At 66.9% G+C, this 20,302-nt stretch carries 20 protein-coding genes and 1 tRNA gene; 12 read left to right on the top strand and 9 right to left on the bottom strand.

The genetic code is table 11. The annotated features are described in order from the left end of the window. Positions 1 to 72: 72 nt before the first annotated feature. Positions 73 to 501, top strand: a complete 429-nt coding sequence (locus SCA01S_RS02230; RefSeq protein WP_062782432.1) for a hypothetical protein — start codon at positions 73 to 75, stop codon at positions 499 to 501. A gap of 44 nt (positions 502 to 545) precedes the next feature. On the opposite strand, the gene SCA01S_RS02225 is transcribed toward SCA01S_RS02230, so the two are convergent. The 4 genes from SCA01S_RS02225 to grxC all read right to left on the bottom strand — a co-directional run bounded on the left by SCA01S_RS02225 (position 546) and on the right by grxC (position 2,343). Further along, positions 546 to 622, bottom strand: a tRNA-Arg gene (locus SCA01S_RS02225). Between the two features lie 79 nt (positions 623 to 701). After that, the gene (locus tag SCA01S_RS02220) at positions 702 to 1,211 is read right to left on the bottom strand and encodes a DUF1178 family protein (protein WP_062782430.1); all 510 of its coding nucleotides are present in this window, start codon (positions 1,209 to 1,211) and stop codon (positions 702 to 704) included. Beyond that, on the bottom strand, positions 1,208 to 2,059 hold the full coding sequence (locus SCA01S_RS02215; RefSeq protein ID WP_062782427.1) for a carbon-nitrogen hydrolase family protein: 852 nt from the start codon (positions 2,057 to 2,059) through the stop codon (positions 1,208 to 1,210). Before SCA01S_RS02215 ends, SCA01S_RS02220 begins: the two co-directional genes overlap by 4 nt. A gap of 8 nt (positions 2,060 to 2,067) precedes the next feature. After that, the gene (grxC, locus tag SCA01S_RS02210) at positions 2,068 to 2,343 is read right to left on the bottom strand and encodes a glutaredoxin 3 (protein ID WP_028657658.1); all 276 of its coding nucleotides are present in this window, start codon (positions 2,341 to 2,343) and stop codon (positions 2,068 to 2,070) included. A gap of 171 nt (positions 2,344 to 2,514) precedes the next feature. Here grxC and SCA01S_RS02205 point away from each other — a divergent pair, with 171 nt between their 5' ends. Beyond that, a complete protein-coding gene (locus tag SCA01S_RS02205) occupies positions 2,515 to 2,979 on the top strand; it encodes an Hsp20 family protein (RefSeq protein ID WP_028657657.1) in 465 nt (154 codons plus the stop codon). Between the two features lie 194 nt (positions 2,980 to 3,173). Here SCA01S_RS02205 and pyrG read toward each other — a convergent pair whose 3' ends face one another. The 3 genes from pyrG to tpiA all read right to left on the bottom strand — a co-directional run bounded on the left by pyrG (position 3,174) and on the right by tpiA (position 6,241). Beyond that, positions 3,174 to 4,805, bottom strand: coding sequence for a CTP synthase (gene pyrG, locus SCA01S_RS02200; RefSeq protein ID WP_022675538.1), 1,632 nt, complete (start codon positions 4,803 to 4,805; stop codon positions 3,174 to 3,176). Positions 4,806 to 5,010: 205 nt separating this feature from the next. After that, positions 5,011 to 5,397 carry a preprotein translocase subunit SecG gene (gene secG / locus SCA01S_RS02195; protein ID WP_022675537.1) on the bottom strand — a complete coding sequence of 129 codons (387 nt, stop codon included), beginning with the start codon at positions 5,395 to 5,397 and terminating at the stop codon, positions 5,011 to 5,013. Positions 5,398 to 5,470: 73 nt separating this feature from the next. After that, positions 5,471 to 6,241, bottom strand: a complete 771-nt coding sequence (gene tpiA / locus SCA01S_RS02190) for a triose-phosphate isomerase (protein ID WP_062782424.1) — start codon at positions 6,239 to 6,241, stop codon at positions 5,471 to 5,473. Positions 6,242 to 6,488: 247 nt separating this feature from the next. Between tpiA and SCA01S_RS02185 the strand changes: the two genes are divergently transcribed. Genes SCA01S_RS02185 through lexA form a run of 9 tightly spaced genes read left to right on the top strand, consistent with a single transcriptional unit; the run spans position 6,489 to position 15,280 of the window. Beyond that, the gene (locus SCA01S_RS02185; RefSeq protein ID WP_062782421.1) at positions 6,489 to 8,432 is read left to right on the top strand and encodes a peptidylprolyl isomerase; all 1,944 of its coding nucleotides are present in this window, start codon (positions 6,489 to 6,491) and stop codon (positions 8,430 to 8,432) included. 4 nt (positions 8,433 to 8,436) lie between these two features. Then, positions 8,437 to 9,981 carry an anthranilate synthase component I gene (trpE, locus tag SCA01S_RS02180; protein ID WP_062782419.1) on the top strand — a complete coding sequence of 515 codons (1,545 nt, stop codon included), beginning with the start codon at positions 8,437 to 8,439 and terminating at the stop codon, positions 9,979 to 9,981. 10 nt (positions 9,982 to 9,991) lie between these two features. Next, a complete protein-coding gene (locus SCA01S_RS02175; protein ID WP_054130993.1) occupies positions 9,992 to 10,576 on the top strand; it encodes an anthranilate synthase component II in 585 nt (194 codons plus the stop codon). Continuing rightward, on the top strand, positions 10,573 to 11,568 hold the full coding sequence (trpD, locus tag SCA01S_RS02170) for an anthranilate phosphoribosyltransferase (RefSeq protein WP_062782985.1): 996 nt from the start codon (positions 10,573 to 10,575) through the stop codon (positions 11,566 to 11,568). The genes SCA01S_RS02175 and trpD overlap by 4 nt, the downstream gene beginning before the upstream one ends. Before the next feature lie 12 nt (positions 11,569 to 11,580). Next, positions 11,581 to 12,369 carry an indole-3-glycerol phosphate synthase TrpC gene (gene trpC, locus SCA01S_RS02165; protein ID WP_062782416.1) on the top strand — a complete coding sequence of 263 codons (789 nt, stop codon included), beginning with the start codon at positions 11,581 to 11,583 and terminating at the stop codon, positions 12,367 to 12,369. Between the two features lie 7 nt (positions 12,370 to 12,376). Continuing rightward, positions 12,377 to 12,823: a reverse transcriptase-like protein gene (locus SCA01S_RS02160; protein ID WP_062782413.1), complete on the top strand. Its 447-nt coding sequence runs from the start codon at positions 12,377 to 12,379 to the stop codon at positions 12,821 to 12,823. Positions 12,824 to 12,830: 7 nt separating this feature from the next. Then, positions 12,831 to 13,301, top strand: a complete 471-nt coding sequence (gene moaC, locus SCA01S_RS02155; RefSeq protein WP_043608145.1) for a cyclic pyranopterin monophosphate synthase MoaC — start codon at positions 12,831 to 12,833, stop codon at positions 13,299 to 13,301. After that, positions 13,298 to 14,533: a molybdopterin molybdotransferase MoeA gene (locus SCA01S_RS02150; RefSeq protein WP_062782410.1), complete on the top strand. Its 1,236-nt coding sequence runs from the start codon at positions 13,298 to 13,300 to the stop codon at positions 14,531 to 14,533. The genes moaC and SCA01S_RS02150 overlap by 4 nt, the downstream gene beginning before the upstream one ends. A 57-nt stretch (positions 14,534 to 14,590) precedes the next feature. Then, entirely contained in the window at positions 14,591 to 15,280 is a 690-nt protein-coding gene (gene lexA / locus SCA01S_RS02145; protein WP_062782407.1) for a transcriptional repressor LexA, read from the top strand. Positions 15,281 to 15,533: 253 nt separating this feature from the next. Here the strand turns inward: lexA and SCA01S_RS02140 are convergent, their stop codons facing one another. Together SCA01S_RS02140 and SCA01S_RS02135 are read right to left on the bottom strand one after the other, a co-directional pair. Next, the gene (locus tag SCA01S_RS02140) at positions 15,534 to 16,418 is read right to left on the bottom strand and encodes an energy transducer TonB (protein WP_084390726.1); all 885 of its coding nucleotides are present in this window, start codon (positions 16,416 to 16,418) and stop codon (positions 15,534 to 15,536) included. Continuing rightward, entirely contained in the window at positions 16,415 to 18,616 is a 2,202-nt protein-coding gene (locus SCA01S_RS02135) for a ComEC/Rec2 family competence protein (RefSeq protein ID WP_157088834.1), read from the bottom strand. The genes SCA01S_RS02140 and SCA01S_RS02135 overlap by 4 nt, the downstream gene beginning before the upstream one ends. Positions 18,617 to 18,785: 169 nt before the next feature. Between SCA01S_RS02135 and gltX the strand changes: the two genes are divergently transcribed. Continuing rightward, entirely contained in the window at positions 18,786 to 20,258 is a 1,473-nt protein-coding gene (gene gltX / locus SCA01S_RS02130) for a glutamate--tRNA ligase (protein WP_062782401.1), read from the top strand. Positions 20,259 to 20,302: the final 44 nt, after the last annotated feature.

Genomic DNA, 20,302 nt, shown 5'->3' with positions numbered 1-20,302 from the left:
CTTTCCTGCACGATTGCCGGCGTACACCACACACCGTGATCAGCCTGACGGCTGCGGGGGAAGTGCCGGCGCATGTTCAAGACACTCGTCAAAACCGGCCGCAACACCGGCCACGCCCTGCGCATGATCGGCGCGTTCGGCTCGGCCATCCTGTGGGGCGTCAGCGCCTGGCAATTGCAGGATGCCGGCCCGGATGCCGGGGCGTTTGGGGTGGGACAATCCGCGGTCATCGGCGTCTGGGCCCTTGCCGCCGCATCGGCGCTGGGCGGCCTGATTTCGCTGCGCCGCCTGATGCAACCGGCACAAACGCCGCCGCGCGCCACCGCTGCGCCCGGCCTGGAAGACTTGCCAGCCAAATCCGATTTCGATCCCGACGCCATCATCGCGCGCCATCTGGCCCAGCGCGCCAGCCCGCCGCCACCGCCGATCGAGGACAACGCCGCCCAACCGGCACCACTGCGCCCGGTATTCGGCCGCAAGGGCATCGGCAGCCCACGCTGATCGCGATTGCAAAAGGCCGGCTCTTGGCAGGACCGGCCTGGTGTTGGTGCGCCCGACGGGATTCGAACCCATGGCCCCCAGATTAGGAATCTGGTGCTCTATCCTGCTGAGCTACGGGCGCCCGCGCCTCTCTTAGGGGCGTGGTTGCGGCAAGGCAATGTGCGTTTGCGCAGCCCTGCCCGCATGGGCCAGGCCCGTGGTCAGTTCGCTTCGCCCGGCGGCACTACGGGGATCAGCAGCGGCGCCACGGCAATGCCCTCGTCCAGCAATTCCCGGGCCTCTTGCGGGGTGGCCTGGCCGTGGATCGGCGCGGCATCCTTTTCGCCGTAATGCATGGCGCGCGCATCCTCGGCAAAGGAATCGCCAACCCAGGTCGATGACTTGATCGCTTCTGCTTGCGCCAAGGCCACGGCGCGCAGCATTGCCACGGCCTCTGGCGGCAGCTTTGCTGGCGGGGACGACTTGGCCGGCGCCGCAGCGGCGGGCGCGGCGGGTGCAGCGTCCGCCGGGCTTGGCACGGGCAAGGCCGGCGCCTGGTTGCCCTTGCGCCCCACGGCCGGGGCCATCACGGCCTTGATCACCTCGCCGCTGCCGCACATCGGGCAGGTGACCAAGCCGCGCTCCTGCTGGCGCGCATAATCGGCCGACGAGGCGAACCACCCTTCGAAACGGTGCTGGCCGCCGGTGCATTGCAGATCGAAGACAATCATGGTGCGCGCGATATGGGCACGGCGCGCCTGTTGGCAAGACTGGGCAGTTGCTGGCGCACCGCAGCCAGGCGCCCCAGGTCGATTTCCGCAAGGCCCAGGCCGGCATTGCCGCCCATGTCGAGCAGCACATCACCCCAGGGATCGACCACCAGGCTATGGCCATAGGTATCGCGCCCGTCTTCATGCCGGCCGGTCTGCGCTGCGCTGATCACGAAGGCGCTGGCCTCCACCGCGCGGGCGCGCTGCATCAGGTGCCAGTGCGCGGCGCCCGTGGGCACGGTGAAGGCGGCGGGGATGGCGATGCAATCGCAGCGGGCTTGGCCCAATGCCTCGAACAAGGCCGGAAAGCGGATGTCATAGCAGATCGCCAGGCCCAGGCGGCCGACCGGGGTTTCGACCGTGACTACGGCATCACCAGGACGATAGGCGGCCGATTCGCGCCAGGTTTCGCCCGTGGCCAGGTCCACGTCGAACATGTGCATCTTGTCATAGCGGGCCGCGATCTGGCCGGCGCCGTCGATCACGAAGGCGCGGTTGGCCCAGCGTGCGTCGCCGCCCTCTGCCGGCTGATCCGGCCGGATCGCGAGCGAGCCCAGATGCACCCATATGCCGTGGCGTGCCGCCGCCTCTTGTGCGGCAGCCAGCACCGGATTGGCCGCTTCGGCCACGATATGCGGCGTCGCGCGGGCGCGGTCCCGATCGATCAGCCCGGCCATTTCCGGGGTGAACAGCATGGCTGCCCCTTCCCCGGCGGCGCGGGCGGCGGCATCGGCAATCGTAGCGGCATTGACCAGCGGATCGATGCCGCTGGTCATCTGCAACAGCGCCACGCGCACGGGCGCGTTCATGCCCAAGGTCAGGCGAGTCCGAGTAGCGCGTCGAGCTTGCCGGCGCGGTCGAGCGCCTGGAGATCGTCGCTGCCGCCCAGTGCCTGATCGTTGACGAAAATCTGCGGCACGGTGGCGGCACCGGGTGCTCGCTCAACCATTTCGGCGCGCTTGGGGCCACCCATGGTCACGTCATATTCTTCATAGGCCACGCCCTTTTCATCGAGCAGGGCCTTGGCGCGCACGCAATAGGGGCAACCCCACTTGGTGTAGATTTCGACCTTGGGGCTTGGGGACTGGGTCATGTTCGCTCCGATGAAATTGGTGAAACCGGGGGCCTTGAAATGCGCGGTGCAGCCCACACATGGTCGTTTGTGACGTGCGCCGCAAGACGGGCACGCCATGTTAAACCCGCCCCAGCGCCGGAGTTTCCCGGGCAGGGGCATGTGCAGATTGCTCTGATTGAGGATATTGCCATGAACCGTTTCGATTTCACCCCCTATCGCCGCACGACCGTGGGTTTCGATCGGCTGTTCGACCTGCTCGAACGCCAGGCCCGCGCCAATGCTGGCGATAACTATCCGCCCTTCAACATCGAGCGCCAGGGTGAGGATGCCTATCGCATCACGCTGGCCGTGGCCGGTTTCAAGCCGGAAGACCTCGATATCACCGCGCAGCAGAACCTGCTGGTGGTCAAGGGCAGCAAGGCCGATCTGACCGACAAGCAGTACCTGCATCTGGGCATTGCCAACCGCAGCTTCGAACGCCGCTTCGAACTCGCCGATTTCGTGCGGGTGAGCGCGGCCGACCTCGCCGATGGTCTGCTGACCATCGACCTGGTGCGCGAAGTGCCCGAGGCGATGAAGCCCAAGAAGGTGCTGATCGGCAACCAGAAGGCCCTGTCGGTGGTGGAAGGTGGCGACGCCAGCGCGGCCGCCTGATCCATTGACCTGAGGAAACGCGAAGGGGCGCTGGCCAATGCGGCCAGCGCCCCTTTTGGGTTTGGGTTTGTGCAAGGCTTCGCGCCACCCCCAACCCTCTCCTCTAAAGAGGATGCGGCTTTTCCCGTTTGCTCCCCCGCCTCTTTATAGGAGGGGGTCAGGGGGTGGTGGACGCCTGAAACGAAACTAGAAAATCAAACCAGCCGCGCCTGCTTCACTGCAGCAGCGATAAAGCTCTTGAACAGCGGGTGCGGATCGAACGGGCGGCTCTTCAGTTCGGGGTGGAACTGCACGCCGATGAAGAACGGATGATCGGGACGCTCGACGATTTCGGGCAGCAGGCCATCGGGCGACATGCCGGAAAAGCGCAGGCCGCCCTGCTCCAGCGCATCGCGATAGGCGACGTTCACTTCATAGCGGTGGCGATGGCGCTCGCTGATCGTGGTGGCGTCATAGATGCTCGACACATGGCTGTTGCCGGCCAGGTGCGCTTCATAGGCGCCCAGGCGCATCGTGCCGCCCAGATCGCCACCCGCTTCGCGCTTTTCCAGGCCTTCGGCGGTCATCCATTCGGTGATGATGCCCACCACCGGTTCCTTGGTCGGGCCGAATTCGGTGGAAGACGCCTCGGCGATGCCGGCGGTGTTGCGCGCGCCCTCGATGCAGGCCATCTGCATGCCCAGGCAAATGCCGAAGAACGGCACGTCGCGCTCGCGGGCAAAGCGCACGCTGGCAATCTTGCCTTCCGAGCCGCGCTCGCCAAAGCCGCCGGGCACCAGGATGCCATGCATCGGTTCAAGGTGCGCGGCAATCTCGCTGTCTTCGCGCTCGAACAGTTCGGCATCGATCCAGCGCACGTTGACCTTGACGCGGTTGGCCATGCCGCCGTGGGCCAGCGCCTCGTTGAGCGACTTGTAGGCGTCCTGCAGGCCGACATACTTGCCGACCACGCCGATCGTCACTTCGCCTTCCGGGTTCTGATAGCGATCGACGATATCGTCCCACACCGCCAGGTCCGGCTGCGGTGCCGTCATGCCGAAATGGCGCAGCACTTCGGCGTCGAGGCCCTCGGCGTGATACTGCAGTGGCACGGCATAGATGCTGCTGGCGTCAAGCGCCGGAATCACCGCCGATTTGCGCACGTTGCAGAACTGCGCGATCTTGGCGCGCTCGCCATCGGGCAGCGGCTTTTCACAGCGGCACAGCAGGATGTCGGGCTGGATGCCAAGGCCGGTCAGCTCGCGCACGGAGTGCTGGGTCGGCTTGGTCTTCAGCTCGCCAGCGGCCGCGATATAGGGCACCAGCGTCACGTGGACGAAGCAGGTCTGGTCGCGGTCCAGCTCGTTGTGCAGCTGGCGCAGCGCTTCGATGAACGGCAGGCCTTCGATATCGCCCACCGTGCCACCGATTTCGCACAGTACGAAATCGAGGTCTTCGGTTTCGGCCTGGGCAAAGTCCTTAATCGCGTCAGTCACGTGCGGGATCACCTGCACGGTTGCGCCCAGGTAATCGCCACGGCGTTCCTTGGCGATGATGTCGCGATAGATCCGGCCCGAGGTGATGTTGTCGGCCTGGCGGGCCGAAACCCCGGTGAAACGCTCATAGTGGCCAAGGTCAAGGTCGGTCTCTGCGCCGTCGTCGGTGACGAAGACTTCGCCGTGCTGATACGGGCTCATCGTGCCCGGATCGACGTTGAGATAGGGATCGAACTTGCGGATCCGCACTCGATAGCCACGTGCCTGGAGCAGCGCCGCGAGGCTTGCCGCCATGAGACCTTTGCCGAGCGAGGAGACCACGCCGCCGGTGATAAAAATGTACCGCGCCATGGGAGTTGGGCCTTAGCGTCAGAAGGGAGGGGAGCGCAAGCAGAACCGACGCCGAACAGCGTGGCAATCCACAGGCGCAAGGGCGAACCGCAATACCACGCACGCCCGTTGCAGGCACGCGCAGGCATCACGAAAGGGACCGCAAAAACAAAACCGGCGCCCCCGCCTGCGGGGCGGGAACGCCTGGTTTCATGCTTGCATAGGGTTACTGCTTGGCGGCACCACCAAGCGGATCGGCCGGCGCAGCAGGGGCTGCCGCCGAAGGATCAGCCGCCGGGGCAGCGGGCGCAACCGGCTGCTGGGCCTGGCCGGCCAGCGGGTCGGCCGTGCGCTGGAGCGACGTGTCGAGCGTGCGGCTGCCACCGGCGTTGACGGCCATGGCCGCCAGCACGATGCTCAGCCCGACGAACAGAACCGCCAGGATCGAGGTAACGCGCGTGAGGAAATCGGCCGCGCCGCGTGCCGACATGAAGCCGGCCGGGCTGCCGCCCACGCCCAGGCCGCCGCCTTCGGACTTTTGAATGAGAATCACGCCAACCAGGGCGGCAGCCACCAGCGCCTGGATAACGGTGAGGAAGATAAAGAGCGACATGAGGTTCCGCCTGAAACTGTTGCGGCGCACTTAGGGCGCCGGGCGCCCTTGCGCAAGGGGCCGAATTTTGCGCTCAGCCTTCGCCGGCGCCAGCGGCCGCCACGATCGGCAGGAAGGCATCGGCCGTCAGGCTTGCCCCGCCAACCAGAGCCCCGCCCACCTCGGGCGCAGCCAGCAATGCAGCGGCGTTGCCGGCATTGACCGACCCGCCATAGAGGATGCGCGGGCGCGCGCCGGCTTCGTCATAGGCGGCATGAAGCCGCGCCCGCACTGCGGCGTGCATGGCAATCACATCCTCGACATCGGCCACACGGCCGGTGCCGATCGCCCATACCGGTTCATAGGCAACGGCCAGCTTGCCACCGGCGACGGCTTCTAGTGCCGCTTCGCCCTGCGGCAGGGAATGGTCGACCTGGCTGGCCACCACATCTTCGGCGCGGCCGGCGTCACGCTCTTCCAGCGTTTCGCCCACGCAGATGATCACGCCCAGCCCAGCCGCCAGCGCGGCATCGGCCTTGGCGCGGACCAGCGCATTGCTCTCGCCATGGTCGCGGCGGCGCTCGCTGTGACCCAGGATCACGAAATCGGCACCGATATCGGCCAGCATGGCGGCCGAAACATCACCGGTATGAGCGCCCTTGGCCTCGGTATGGCAATCCTGCCCGCCCACGCCGATGCCGGTCACGGCCTCGCGCAGCAGGCCGATCAGCGGGAACGGCGGCGCCAGGGCGATATCCACCTGCGGATGGCGGGCAGCAGCGCGGTCGATCGCGCGCGCCTCGGCCAGCATGGCCCGGCTGCCGTTCATCTTCCAGTTGCCGACGATATATGGTCGTTGCGCCATGGCTGGCTTTGATCCCTCGTTCTGTGTGCCCCGCCGAAAATCGGGATTGCCGCGCCGGTTGTTGTGCGGTGGCGCGTTGTCAGGCCCGATTCCGTGCCACCCCCCTTGCCTGCAATTGCCCCGCCAGCGCAAGGCCCCCGCGATGAAGTGCTTGGGCGGCATGTGCCCTGCCAGAGGCATTGCGGGATCGGTCCAAGCCTCCTAAGGCAGGCCAATCCAAGTCATCAGGCGGATTTGATCGCATCCCATGCTCTCGCTGTTTCGTAAACTGATCCATTCCCGCATCGGCGCGCTTTTCGCCCTGGTGTTCATCGGTCTTCTTGCCCTGGCCTTTGCCGGCGCCGACGTGAGCGGCCTGCGTGTCGGCCAGTCTTCGGACGGTGAGGCAGCAGCCAAGGTCGGCCATGCCAAGGTTGGCGTGGACGAGTTGGGCAAGACCATCACCACCGCGTTCGAGCAGGAGCGCGAGCAGAACCCGACGCTGACGATGCGCCAGTTCCTGGCCCAAGGCGTGATGAACGACGCCCTCTCCGGCCTGGCTGATCGTGCCGCGATGCAGGAATGGGCCGCCAAGAACGGCATGGGCGTCAGCGATCGTCTGGTCGACAGCGAAATCGCCAAGCAGCCCGCGTTCCAGGGCCCCGATGGCAAGTTCAGCGACGCGGTCTATCGCGCGTTCCTCGCCCAGCGCGGGATGACCGATGCCGCCGTGCGCAAGTCGATCACGCAGAGCCTGATCGCCCGTCAGGTGCTGTCGCCGGTGGTACCGGGCGCCGCCATGCCCGCCTCGGCCGTGGCGCGCTATGCAGCGATGCTCAAGGAAAAGCGCGAGGGCGACATTGCCTTCCTGCCCAGCATCGCCTTTGCCGGCAAGGACAAGCCGAGCGATGCCGTGCTGGCCACCTATTACAAGGCCAACGCCGCCCGCTATCAGCAGCCCGAGCGCCGCACCGTGCGCTATGCCGTGATCGACGAGGCGAGCCTGGCCAACGTGCCTGCCCCCAGCGACGCTGACATTGCCGCCCGCTACAAGGCGAAGGCCGATGTCTATGCGCCCAGCGAAACCCGCACGGTAACCCAGGTCGTCGTGCCGACCGAGCAGGCCGCCCAGGCGCTGGCCGTGCAGGTTTCTGCCGGCACCAGCATCGAGGCCGCTGCCCGCGCCAAGGGCCTTGCCGCCAGCAAGATCGCCGATCTCACGCGTGACAAGCTCGCCGCGCAAAGCTCTGCCGCCGTCGCCGATGTGGTCTTCGCCGCCGCCCAGGGCAAGGTGGCAACGCCGGCCAAGAGCGGCCTTGGCTGGCACGTCATTCGCATCGATGCCATCGTCAAGAAGCCGGGCAAGACACTGGAACAGGCCCGCCCCGAACTGGTGGCGGAACTGACCACCGAAAAGCGCCACGCCGCGCTGCTCGATCTGTCTTCCCGCCTGGAAGAGCAGTTCGAAAACCACACCGGCCTCGCTGATGTGGCCAAGGCCCAGGGCGTGACGCTGACCACCACTCCCGCCCTCACTGCCGATGGCAGCGTGTTCGGCCAGCCTGGGCAAAAGGCCCCGGCCGATGTTGCCGCCCTGCTGCAAGGCGCCTTTGCGCTGGAGCATGAAGGCGAAGGCCAGGTTGCGCCGCTGGCCGATGGCAAGCGCATCGCGATCTTCGACGTGGGCCAGATCATGCCTGCCGCCCCCGCGCCGCTTGACCAGATCAAGGACCAGGTCACGCGCGACTATGCCACCGAACAGGGCGCCGCCAAGGCCAAGGATGCCTCGGCCAAGGTGCTCGCCGCGATGGCCAAGGGTGCTTCGCTGGCCGACGCGCTCAAGGGTCTGGGCGTGACTCTGCCGCCCGCGCAGCCGGTGGCGATCACGCGCGAACAGCTTGCGGCCATGCAGCAAAGCGGCCGCCAGCTGCCCCCGCCGCTGGTGCTGCTGTTCGCCATGTCCAAGGGCACGGCCAAGCCGCTCGCCGCGCCGGGCAATGCCGGGTTCTACGTAGTTTCGCTCAAGGCGGTGACGCCCGGCGTCATCCCCGCGGGCGATCCGTTCCTGGCCCAGGCTGGCAAGCAGTTCGGCCTCGATATGGGCCGCGAAGTCGCTGAGGAACTGCGCACCGCGATCCGCAACCAGGTGGGTGTCACCCGCAATGAAACCGCGCTGCGTGCGCTCAACGCCAAGCTTGTCGGTAACCAGTAAGACCATGACCACGATCCTGTCGCGTCCTGCGCCAACCGGCGCCCAGCCCGAAAACAGCGCGGCGGCCCTTGCCGCGCTGGCGGCCGGAAAGCCGGCGCTGGTCTGGCGCAAGCTGATTGCCGACAGCGAAACCCCGGTCAGCGCCGCGCGCAAGCTGTTCGAAGCCGAACGCGGCGATTTTCTGCTGGAATCGGTCCAGGGTGGCGAAGTGCGTGGCCGCTACAGCCTGGTCGGGCTCGATCCCGATCTGGTATTCCGCGCGACGGGCGAAACCGCGCAGATCAATGCCGCCTGGCAGACCGATCGTGCCGCGTTCGCCGCGCTGCCGGGCAATAGCCTGGCGGAACTGCGCGCGCTGGTCGAACGCTGCCGGATCGACGTGCCCGAAGGCCTGCCGCCCACGCTGGCCTGCCTCGTTGGCTATTTCGGCTATGAAACCATTGGCCTGGTGGAAAAGCTGCCACGCGCCCCCCAAAGCGCGCTGGAACTGCCTGACATGCTGTTCGTGCGCCCCACCGTGCTCCTGGTGTTCGATCGCCTGACCGACGAACTCACCGCCGTTGCCCCGGTCTGGGCCGAGGGCGGCACGCCGCAGGCCTTGGTCGAGCGCGCGGCCGATCGCATCGATGCCACGCTGGCGCGCCTGCATGGCCCCCTGCCCGCAGACCCGCGCCTGCCCGAAGCCGTCGATCTGGTGCGCGAGCCGCAGATGGCGCCGGAACGCTATGGCCAGATGGTGGCCCGCGCGCGCGACTACATCACCGCCGGCGATATCTTCCAAGTGGTGCTGGCACAGCGCTTCACCGCGCCGTTCCCCTTGCCGCCCATGGCGCTTTATCGCGCGCTGCGGCGGATCAACCCTTCGCCGTTCCTCTATTTCCTCGATCTGCCCGGCTTTGCCCTGATCGGATCGAGCCCGGAAATCCTGGTGCGCATCCGCGATGGCGAAGTGACCATCCGCCCGATCGCCGGCACCCGCCCGCGCGGCGCCACCCCGGCCGAAGACCGCGCCAACGAGGAAAGCCTGCTGGCCGATCCCAAGGAACGCGCCGAACACCTCATGCTGCTCGATCTGGGCCGCAACGACGTCGGCCGCGTGGCCGCCGCCGGCACGGTCAAGGTCACCGAAAGCTATACGATCGAACGCTATAGCCACGTCATGCACATCGTCTCCAACGTGGTCGGCCAGCTTGATGCCAAGCGCGCAGATTCGGTCGATGCCCTGCTCGCCGGCTTCCCCGCCGGCACCGTGAGCGGCGCGCCCAAAGTGCGCGCGTGCGAGATCATTGCCGAACTCGAACCCGAAACGCGCGGCGCCTATGCCGGCGGGGTCGGCTATTTCGCGCCCGATGGCTCGGTCGATAGCTGCATCGTGCTGCGTACCGCCGTACTCAAGGATGGCGTGATGCACGTCCAGGCCGGCGCCGGCATCGTGGCCGACAGCGACCCGACGGCCGAACAGCGCGAATGCGAACACAAGTCTGGCGCCCTGTTCGCCGCCGCACGCGAAGCGATCCGCGTTGCGGCAGAGCCGGCGTTCGGGCAATAGGGATTAGACCATGATCCTCGTCATCGACAATTACGACAGCTTCACCTGGAACCTGGTCCACTACCTGATGGAACTGGGCGCAGAAGTGAACGTGGTGCGCAACGACGCGCTGACCGCAGCCGAAGCGCTGGCTTCGGGCGCCAAGGGCTTCCTGCTCTCGCCCGGCCCCTGCACCCCCAACGAAGCGGGCGTCAGCCTCGATCTCGTCGGCGCGGCAGCGCAGGCAGGCATGCCGCTGCTCGGCGTGTGCCTGGGCCACCAATCCATCGGCCAATATTTCGGCGGCAAGGTGGTGCGCGGTGGGCTGATGCACGGCAAGACCTCGCCCGTCACCCACGATGGCACCGGCGTGTTCGCCGGCCTGCCTTCGCCCTTTACCGCAACGCGCTATCACTCGCTGGTGGTGGAAGACGTGCCCGAATGCCTGATCGTCAACGCGCGGTCGGATGATGGCCACACCATGGGCTTTCGCCACGCCAGCCTGCCGATCCACGGCGTGCAGTTCCATCCAGAAAGCATCGCGACCGAGCATGGCCACGCCATGATCGCCAATTTTCTGGCATTGTGCGGGATCGCGGCGCGGATGCCGGCATGACCGTGCTGCCCCCGGTCGGGGAAATCCCGCTCGATCAGGATGAAGCCGAAGCTGCCTTTGCCGCGATCCTCGATGGCCAGGTGGCAGACGATGCGACCGTCGCCTTCCTCGTCGCGCTGTCCGATCGCGGCGAAAGCGCCAGCGAAATTGCTGGCGCGGCCCAGGCCATGCGCGCGCGCATGATCAGCATCGCCGCGCCCGAAAACGCCATCGATGTCTGCGGCACCGGTGGCGACGGGCACCACACCTTGAACGTGTCCACCGCGGTAAGCCTGGTTGTTGCCGCCTGCGGCGTGCCAGTGGCCAAGCACGGCAACCGCGCCGCCAGTTCCAAGGCGGGCGCTGCCGATACGCTGGAGGCGCTGGGTCTCAACCTCGATCGCGCAGTCGAAACAGCCGAGGAAACGCTGGCAGACCTTGGCATCTGCTTCCTGTTCGCCGGCAAGCACCACCCTGCCATGGGCCGGATCATGCCGATCCGCCGTGCCATTGGCCGCCGCACGATCTTCAACCTGATGGGCCCGCTGGCCAATCCCGCCGGCGTGCAGCGCCAGCTCGTCGGCATTGCCCGCCCCGCCTATGTGCCGATCTATGCCGATGCCCTGGCGCGGCTGGGCACCGCGCGCTCGTTCGTGGTTTCGGGGGATGAAGGCCTCGACGAATTGAGCCTGGCCGGCGGCAATGAAGTGGCCGACGTGCATGGAGGCGCGATCCTCATGCACCGCATCGCGCCGGGCGACGCTGGCCTGACCACCGCGCCGGTCGATGCCATTCGCGGCGGAGACGCTGCCTATAACGCCGCTGCGCTCCAGGCGCTGCTCGATGGCCAGCCCGGCCCCTATCGCGATGCCGTGCTGTTCAACGCCGCGGCCGCGCTGATGGTCGCCGGGGATGTCACCGACTGGCACGAAGGCGTTGAAGAAGCTGCCGAAACCATCGACAAGGGCCTGGCCCTTGGCCTGCTGCGTTGCTGGATTGACGCGCTGAAGTAAGGCTCTGTGCACATGACTGACAAGCTTACCGAAATCTGCACCACCAAGCGCGCCGAAGTGGCCCAGCGCAAGGCCACCACATCGCTCGCTGACCTGGCCGCCCGCGCCGCTACGCAAACCGCGCCGCGCGGGTTTGAGGCTGCCCTGCGTGCCCGCGCCGCCACCGGCTTTGCCCTGATTGCCGAAATCAAGAAAGCCAGCCCCTCCAAGGGCCTGATCCGCGCCGATTTTCAGCCGGCCGACCATGCCCGCGCCTATGAAGCCGGTGGCGCCGCATGCCTTTCGATCCTGACGGATGCGCCCTATTTCCAGGGGCATGAAGACTATCTCGTCGCCGCCCGCGCCGCCTGTGCGCTGCCCGTGCTGCGCAAGGACTTCATGGTCGATCCCTGGCAGGTGGCCGAAGCCCGCGCGATCGGCGCCGATGCCATCCTGATCATCGTCGCCGCACTCGATGATGGCCAGATGGCCGAGATCGAAGCCGCGGCGCGCGAGCACGGCATGGACGTGCTGGTCGAAGTGCATGACGAGGCCGAGATGGAGCGCGCCGCGCGCCTGCATTCCCGCCTGATCGGGGTGAACAACCGCGATCTCAAGCGCTTCGTCACCGACATCGCCAATACCGAGCGCCTGGCCCCGCTGGCGCCCGCCGGCACGCTGCTGGTGGCCGAAAGCGGCATCAACACCCACGCCGATCTCGTTCGCCTGTCCGCCTGCGGCGCGCGCACGTTCCTGGTGGGTGAAAGCCTGATGCGCGAGGCCGACGTGGCCGCCGCCACCCAGGCGCTGCTGCAGGGCTGACCCCAGCTTGCCGCCGCCCGCACCGCGCAAGCTGTGGTTCGATGGCGGCTGCCGGCCCAACCCTGGCCGCATGGAAATCGCAGTCGTTACCGGTGGCCGCACCTGGGTTTTGCCCGATTGCGGCCTGGGTGACAGCAACCGCGCCGAATGGCTGGCCCTGCTCGGCGCGATGGACCTCGCCCTGCAGCTTGGCGAGACAGACGTGGTGCTGTGCGGCGATTCCGCCTTCGTGATCGACCAGATCGCCGGCCGCACCGCCGCCCATCCCGCCACGGCCGATTGCCTTGCCGCTTATCGGAACGGCCTCGTTTCATTTTCGCGCGTGCGGGTCCGCCATGTCGGCCGTGCGCAAAACCTTGCCGGCATTGCGCTCGAATATCGCCGCGCCGGCCTCGCCCCGCCACAGCCGCTGGCCGATCAACAGGGCTTGCGCCTTTTCCCCCGCATGGCATGAGCGTGGGATGACAGAGCTTACCCACCTCGATGCCCAGGGCCATGCGCGCATGGTCGATGTCGGCGCCAAGCCCGCCACGCAGCGCGTGGCCGTGGCCCGGGGTATGATCCGCATGTCGGCAACGGCGCTGGCCGCGATCCGCGATGGCACCGTGCCCAAGGGCGATGTGCTGGCCACCGCCCGCATCGCCGGGATCATGGCCGCCAAGAAAACCGGCGAGTTGATCCCGCTGTGCCACCCGCTCTCGCTCGATGCCGTGGCGGTGGAATTTGGCTTTGTTGATGGCGGCGTGGAATGCACCGCCACCGCCTCGCTCACCGCCAAAACCGGCGTGGAAATGGAAGCGATGACAGCCGCTTGCGTGGCATTGCTGACAATCTATGACATGGCCAAGGCGGTGGACAAGGGCATGGTGATCGAGGCCGTACGCCTGGTCGCCAAGCGCGGCGGCAAATCGGGCGATTGGTCCGCGCCATGAATGCCCCGCCGCGCCAGCCGCCCCTGCCGCTCGAACAGGCGCAGGCCCGGCTCATCGCCCTCGCCCCGCGCCTGCCGATCGACCATCGCGCCACGGCAGAGGCGCTGGGCCACTATCTCGCCGCGCCGCTCGTCGCCGCGCGCACGCAGCCGGCCACCGCGCTTTCGGCGATGGATGGCTATGCCCTGCGCAGCTCCGATCTGCCCGGCCCATGGACCGTGGCGGGAGAAAGCGCCGCCGGCCATCCATTTGCCGGCACGGTAGCGCCCGGCCAGGCCGTGCGGATCAGCACTGGCGCGGCCATGCCCGCAGGCGCCGATTGCGTGCTGCTGCAGGAAGACTGCGCGCGCGATGGCGCCGCGCTCGCCATCACCGGCACGCCGCCGCAACCGCCCTCGCGCCATATCCGCGCGGCGGGCATGGATTTTGCTGCGCAAGACCCACTGCTCCCCACCGGCACGCGGCTGGGCGCGGCGCAGATCGCGCTGGCCATCGCCGCCGGGCATGGCCACGTGCCAGTCTGCCGCCGCCTGCGCCTGGCCGTGATCGACAGCGGCGACGAACTGGCCGCCGCCGGCCACGCCCTGCAAAGCCACCAGATCCCGGCCAGCAATGGCCCGATGCTGGCCGCCATGGCCGCCGCCCTGCCGGTGGACGTGCAGCGCATCGGCCCGGTGCCCGATCGGCTCGATGCCCTGGCCGCCGCGCTCGATAGCGTGCGCGAGGCTGATATCATCGTCACCAGCGGCGGCGCCTCGGTCGGTGACCACGATCTGGTTCGCCCGGCACTGGAGGCAGTGGGCGCGCGCATCGATTTCTGGCGCGTGGCGATCAAGCCGGGCAAGCCGCTGCTGGTGGGGCAACGCAGCGCCAAGGACCGCGCCGCGCCGCAGGTGATCCTCGGCCTGCCGGGCAACCCGGCCTCTGCCTATGTCACCGCGCACCTGTTCATGCTGCCCCTGCTGCGCGCCGCGCTGGGCGCCGCCCAGCCGCTGCCCAGCCCGCTGCACATGCCGCTGGCCCAGCCGATGCCGGCCGGTGGCGGGCGCACCGAATTCCTGCGCGGCCATTGGGATGGCGTTTCCGTCACACTCGATCCGTTGCAGGATTCCGGCGCGATCGCCCCCATTGCCCGCGCCAATTGCCTGGTGCAGCGCGAGGCGGGCACGGCGATGCAACCGGAAGGGAGCAAGGTGCCGATCTATCTGCTCGAATTTGGCGGATTTGCTTGACGGGTTCGGTTTGGTTGCTTATTCGTTCCGCATTCGTTCGCCATAGGAGACTTGCGGATGCTCACGCGCAAGCAGCACGAACTGCTCTCGTTCATCCAGACGCGCCTTGATGATTCCGGCATTTCCCCTTCGTTTGAAGAAATGAAGGAAGCGCTCGATCTCAAGTCAAAGTCTGGCGTGCACCGCCTGATCTCTGCGCTGGAAGAACGCGGCTTCATCCGCCGCCTGCCCAACCGCGCCCGCGCCCTCGAAGTGATCCGCGAGCCGGAAAGCCTGGCGACCAAGGCCGCCGCGCGCAATCCCGCGCCGCGCCCCACTGCCCCCGCGTCCGCCACCCCGCGCCTAGCGCCAGTGGCCGCGAACGACGTGATCGAAATCCCGCTCCACGGCCGCATCGCCGCCGGCGCCCCGATCGAGGCACTGGAAGGTTCGGCCATGCTGCCCGTGCCCGCCGCCCTGCTCGGCTCTGGCGAGCACTACGCGCTGGAAGTGTCGGGCGATTCGATGGTCGACGCCGGCATCCTGGACGGCGACTACGCCCTCGTGCGCCGCACCAACACCGCCCGCGACGGCGAAATCGTCGTCGCCCTGGTGCGCGGCGAGGAAGCAACTCTCAAATACCTCCACCACGAAAAAGGCCGCATCCGCCTCGACCCCGCCAACGCCGCCTACAACCCCCAATTCTACGCGCCTGACGAAGTGGAAGTGCAAGGCAAGCTGGCGGGCCTGCTGCGGCGGTATCATTGAGGGTGGTGCCGGAGCGACAGATATCACAAGGTTCACGCTTATTCCTGCCGGAAGCTTGTTCTTGTGCGAATACCGCTGACGAGTTACAACAATAGTATGGGCCCAGCCCAATATAGTCGCCAGCCCGGCATTTGATCGCCATCCGGAAATTGGTTCAACGTCCAGTCCGCAATCTGGCGTTAAAGAAGGATTGCTCCCCCCCGCCTATCTTGGCAACGTACGCGAAGCCGCAATGCTGCCTGTGACGGCATTGTCATGGTGACGGGACGACGTAGCGCACCTGGCTGAAGAACCACCCGGTAGTCGGCTGTCCGGCCTCATTGCGCAGTGGCTGGAAGCGAGCGCGTCTCATCAGTGCGGCGCAGGTCGCCTGCGCAAACTTGCCTTCGGGATCTACAGTCGATCCGGTAATCCGGCACGCGGTAGGACGCCCGTCAGCTGCCACGTCGAGCCGGAAGCTCAACTTGGCCTGCTGTCCGGTATGCAATGGATCACGCGGAAAGTCCCCTGGATCGATCCATTGCGCCGGAGATTCAGCTGGCACGGCCTCGATCATGGTCGTCGTGTCATAGCCCCAGCTTTTCATGAGATCGTCCATGCAGGCATCCAGCGCTGCTAAAGGTGCGCCCATGGCCGCCGTTTCCAGACGGACGGCAGGCATTCCATCCGTGTGCAAGATGATGCTGGTAATGGCATTTCGACGCGGACCATCCTGTTTGGGATCACGGTGAGAAGGCACGCGCCAAGTAGCATGCTTTTCACCCGGCAGCGCCGTTTCTAGCGGATCTCCCACCTGAAAAGTCAGCACGCTCATATGGGCGCTGACGCCATAGCTTGCGGGTACCGATACGGGCGGCTCTGCCAGGCCAAACTGAACATGGATCTGTAGTGAGCCATGCGCGGTCCCGCTCACCACATCGCCCATCAGTTGCACCTCCACACTGGCACGTGTGTCCATGCGGTTCAGCATTAACACCAATTGTTGGTCCTGATGCGTGAACTTACGCGCCAGATGGCAGCTGTCCTTGTCGTAGTCCATCTGCCAAGGGCCAGATCCGGAATAAACGACCGGCTCTGCCGCCTCAGCCGCCTGGGTTACCAACGCCACAGCCATTACTGCGGCAAGACTGCGAATCATGGTTTTCCCCCGGATCGCCCACGATCGAGCGTAACCTGTGTCATTGCCTTCTCCGGCCTGTTTGACAACACACCGGAACGCGGCTCCGCTCCCGGTCGCTGTCGCCACGCCTCCGGCGCCGGAAACCAGCCATGCTGGCCTTCCGTCTCCGCCACGGTCGCCAGTTTGCCCTGTGCCAGATAGATCGCCAGGCCGCCGGTCTGGCGCAGCAGGCGGCGGTCGGCTTTGAGCCAGCGGGGGTGGCAACTGGTGGGCAAAGTGCGATCAGCGATCACGATATCGGCGGCGGCGCAGGCGGTGGTGAGGGTCTGCCAGTCCACCTGGTCGCGGCCGCGGCTCATCAGCACGGTGTAGCGCCGGCCCTGGCGCGTGAGCACGGCGCGGCAGAAGTCCTCGTTGCACTGCGCGCCGGGCCAGGTGTCGAGCGGGCGGGCCTCTCCCTCCAGCCCGGCGTTTTCGAGCAACATCGAAGGGGTGTAATCGCTGCGCGTGGCGCGGAGCATCAGCAGGTTGGGCCCTTCGCCTGCCAGGGCGACATGGTGCCCATCGCCGGTTACCAGCACATCAGGCGTGGGTTGCAGGATCGTCAACACCGCACCCACGCCCACCGGCACCAGGCCCCACAGGCGCACCCGCCCGGTCCACAGCGCCAGCCACAGCAGGCCGCCGACCATCAGGCCGAAGACCCAGCCGGGCATGCCGGGCAGCAGGGTCACCGCGCCGGGCTGGCTGGCGGTGAGGTGGGCCAGGCCCAGCAGCGCATCGAGCGATTTGCCCACCGCCCACCACGCCGGGGCGCCCCACCCCGCCAGGTCGAGCAGCAGCGCCAGCGCGATCAGCGGCATGGAAACGAACGTGGTGAGCGGAATGGCCACCACATTGGCCGCCGCGCCATAGATGCCGGCGCGGTGGAAATGGAACAGCGCCATGGGTATCAGAGCCAGTTCGATCACCAGGCCCGTGGCCAGCACGAGCGCCAGATGCCGCACCAGCCGCATCGCCCAGCCTTCGTGCGCATGGCCAAGGAAGCGCCGCACCGGCGCGGACGAATCAAACGCGATGATGGCGATGACCGAGCCGAAGCTCATCTGGAAACTGGGGCCGACCACGGCCTCGGGCCAGAACAGCATGACGATAAATGCGGCCACAGCCAGCATTCGCAACGACAGCGGATCACGGCCCAGCGCCAGGGCCAAGAGCACCAGCAACGCGCCCAGGCACGAACGGATCGTGGGCACCTCTGCCCCGGTGAGCAGGGTATAGCCAATGCCCGCCAGCGCGCCCATCGCGGCCGCCGCCAGCGGCACGCGCAGGCGCAGCGCGAGGAAAGGCACCAGCGCGAGCAGGCGCGCGGTGATAAGGTATACCGCGCCGACCACGGCGCTGACGTGCAGGCCGCTGATCGACAGGAGGTGCGTCAACCCCGCGTCGCGCATCGCATCTTCATCGGCCGTGGCGATGCTGCCGCGATCGCCGCTGGCAAAGGCGGCCGCGATCGCACCGGGTGATCCGCCCAGTTGCGTGCGGATGTGGTCGGCCAGGCGCTGGCGCACGGCATCGAGCCGCGTGCCCGGTGGCGCCGGCGCCAGCAGGGTGATCGCCCCCACACTGCTGCCGGTGGCCATAAGGCCGGAAAACCACGCGCTGCGGGCAAAATCAAAGCTGCCCGGCACCATCGGCGGCGCCGGCGGCATCAGCCGCGCACGCAGGCGCACCCGCGCCCCGTCTGCCAGCGCCGAATCGTTTTGCCCGGCCGGCGCCAAGGGCACGTTGATCCGCACCTGACCGTCCCGCGTTTCTCCCGACAGCAAGGTTACCCGCGTCTGCAGAATCAGCCGCAAACGGCCCTGCGCCGCCTGGACCTGGCGATCGACCACCGTGCCATCGAGCACCACCAGCATGGGCCGGGGAATCGGCGGGGTGCCCAAAAAGGCAGACTTGATCCAGATCGTGGCGCAGCCGGCCATCACCATCAGCCCCAGCGAAAGCACGGCCAACCGCAAATGGGCGAATCGGCCGTCTCGATCGCGAGGCAGCACAAGCAGCAAAATTCCGCCCATTCCGGCCATAAGGGCCAGCCACTGCCAGGGGCCTGGAAGCACCACCCAGGCGCAGATTCCCGCAGCAAACGCCACACTTAGCCAGGGGCCGCGTTCTGTGCCGCGCTGCTCGATCCACGCATTCGCATGCGCGAGCATGCTGGACAAACGCGCCGCTTTGGCCCAATGGCGCCCGAGCCCGTTCGGTCCCATATCAAGACCGGTTATCTGCGGGCCGGCACCGTTATCCCGGCCAAGCGCCGTTTGCGGATCAGGCGGTGTTGCAACAAGGCCGGCCATGCGCCGAATTGGAAGGAATGCGCCCTCGATGGCAAGCCAGACTGACACCGTTTCTGCAGGATCGGGTACGGCCAGCGCCAGCCCCACCCCAGCGGCACGCGTTGTCACCCGCTTTGCCCCATCGCCCACCGGTTTCCTGCATATCGGCGGCGCGCGCACGGCCCTGTTCAACTGGCTTTTCGCCCGCCATCACGGCGGCACTTATCTGCTGCGCATCGAGGATACCGACCGCGCGCGTTCCACCGACGCCGCGATCGAGGCGATCTTTGACGGCCTCAACTGGCTGGGTTTGGGTGGCGATGCCGAGCCGGTGTTCCAGTTCGCACGATCTGATCGCCATGCTCAGGTAGCGCACCAGTTGCTCGACGCCGGGCACGCTTACCGCTGCTATCTGACGCAGGAAGAACTCGCCGCCCGTCGCGCCAAGGCGCAGGAAGAACGCCGCCCGTTCCGCCTGGAAAGCGAATGGCGCGATGCCGATCCCGCCACCTGGCCGGCCGACAAGCCCTATGTCATCCGCGTCAAGGCCCCGCGCGAAGGCGAGACGGTGATCGATGACGTCGTTCAGGGCGCAATCACCGTGCAGAACGTGGAAATCGACGACTACGTCATCCTGCGTGGCGATGGCACGCCCACCTATATGCTCGCGGTGGTGGTCGACGATCACGACATGGGCGTGACGCACGTGATCCGTGGCGATGACCATATCAACAACGCGTTCCGCCAGCTGGTGATCATCCGCGCGATGAACGCGATCGAAGGTGGCTGGCCCGACCCGGTCTATGGCCATATCCCGCTGATCCACGGCGCGGATGGCGCCAAGCTGTCCAAGCGCCACGGCGCCCTGGGCGTGGACGCCTATCGCGACGAGATGGGCCTGCTGCCCGAAGCGGTGTTCAACTACCTGCTTCGCCTCGGCTGGGGCCATGGCGACGAGGAAATCATCAGCCGCGACCAGGCGGTGAAATGGTTCGACATCGCCAATGTCAACAAGGGCGCCTCGCGCTTCGACCTCAAGAAGCTGCTCAACTTGAACGGGCACTACCTGCGCGAAGCGGACGACGCGCGCCTGGTCGATCTTGTCGCGCCGCGGCTCGACGCGCTGGTGCCGGCCCACGACCGTGCCAAGCTGGCCGAGGCGATGCCGGTGCTCAAGGTGCGCGCGGCCGATCTCAACGAGCTGGCCAAGGGCGCGGTGTTCCTGTTTGCCCAGCGTCCGCTGGCGCTCGATGAAAAGGCGCAAGGCCTGCTCACCGCCGATGCGCGGGCAATCCTTGCCAAAGTGATCACCCGCCTTGAGGGCGCAAACGACTGGACAGCGGCCACGCTCGAGGCCAATCTCAAGCAAATGGCCGAGGAGCTGGGAGTAGGATTGGGCAAGATCGCCCAGCCCCTGCGCGCAAGCCTGACGGGACAAGCGACCTCACCTGGAATTTTCGATGTCCTGGTTCTCCTCGGAAAGGAAGAGAGCCTGGCCCGTTTGCGTGACCATGCCGCCTGACCAGGTGGCCCACAGAACATACTGTTTCTTTGTACAGGAGAGCC

This window comes from Novosphingobium capsulatum NBRC 12533, assembly GCF_001598375.1.
GTDB lineage: Bacteria > Pseudomonadota > Alphaproteobacteria > Sphingomonadales > Sphingomonadaceae > Novosphingobium > Novosphingobium capsulatum.
Note: the sequence above shows the minus strand (reverse complement) of the source record. Positions and strands in the feature narration are given on the sequence as shown.

Excerpts from the sequence above, each read along its gene's own strand:
- SCA01S_RS02230 (WP_062782432.1), top strand. The coding sequence starts at position 73 with ATGTTCAAGACACTCGTCAAAACCGGCCGCAACACCGGCCACGCCCTG.
- SCA01S_RS02220 (WP_062782430.1), bottom strand. The coding sequence starts at position 1,211 with ATGATTGTCTTCGATCTGCAATGCACCGGCGGCCAGCACCGTTTCGAA.
- SCA01S_RS02215 (WP_062782427.1), bottom strand. The coding sequence starts at position 2,059 with ATGAACGCGCCCGTGCGCGTGGCGCTGTTGCAGATGACCAGCGGCATC.
- grxC (WP_028657658.1), bottom strand. The coding sequence starts at position 2,343 with ATGACCCAGTCCCCAAGCCCCAAGGTCGAAATCTACACCAAGTGGGGT.
- SCA01S_RS02205 (WP_028657657.1), top strand. The coding sequence starts at position 2,515 with ATGAACCGTTTCGATTTCACCCCCTATCGCCGCACGACCGTGGGTTTC.
- pyrG (WP_022675538.1), bottom strand. The coding sequence starts at position 4,805 with ATGGCGCGGTACATTTTTATCACCGGCGGCGTGGTCTCCTCGCTCGGC.
- secG (WP_022675537.1), bottom strand. The coding sequence starts at position 5,397 with ATGTCGCTCTTTATCTTCCTCACCGTTATCCAGGCGCTGGTGGCTGCC.
- tpiA (WP_062782424.1), bottom strand. The coding sequence starts at position 6,241 with ATGGCGCAACGACCATATATCGTCGGCAACTGGAAGATGAACGGCAGC.
- SCA01S_RS02185 (WP_062782421.1), top strand. The coding sequence starts at position 6,489 with ATGCTCTCGCTGTTTCGTAAACTGATCCATTCCCGCATCGGCGCGCTT.
- trpE (WP_062782419.1), top strand. The coding sequence starts at position 8,437 with ATGACCACGATCCTGTCGCGTCCTGCGCCAACCGGCGCCCAGCCCGAA.
- SCA01S_RS02175 (WP_054130993.1), top strand. The coding sequence starts at position 9,992 with ATGATCCTCGTCATCGACAATTACGACAGCTTCACCTGGAACCTGGTC.
- trpD (WP_062782985.1), top strand. The coding sequence starts at position 10,573 with ATGACCGTGCTGCCCCCGGTCGGGGAAATCCCGCTCGATCAGGATGAA.
- trpC (WP_062782416.1), top strand. The coding sequence starts at position 11,581 with ATGACTGACAAGCTTACCGAAATCTGCACCACCAAGCGCGCCGAAGTG.
- moaC (WP_043608145.1), top strand. The coding sequence starts at position 12,831 with ATGACAGAGCTTACCCACCTCGATGCCCAGGGCCATGCGCGCATGGTC.
- SCA01S_RS02150 (WP_062782410.1), top strand. The coding sequence starts at position 13,298 with ATGAATGCCCCGCCGCGCCAGCCGCCCCTGCCGCTCGAACAGGCGCAG.
- lexA (WP_062782407.1), top strand. The coding sequence starts at position 14,591 with ATGCTCACGCGCAAGCAGCACGAACTGCTCTCGTTCATCCAGACGCGC.
- SCA01S_RS02140 (WP_084390726.1), bottom strand. The coding sequence starts at position 16,418 with ATGATTCGCAGTCTTGCCGCAGTAATGGCTGTGGCGTTGGTAACCCAG.
- SCA01S_RS02135 (WP_157088834.1), bottom strand. The coding sequence starts at position 18,616 with ATGCTCGCGCATGCGAATGCGTGGATCGAGCAGCGCGGCACAGAACGC.
- gltX (WP_062782401.1), top strand. The coding sequence starts at position 18,786 with ATGGCAAGCCAGACTGACACCGTTTCTGCAGGATCGGGTACGGCCAGC.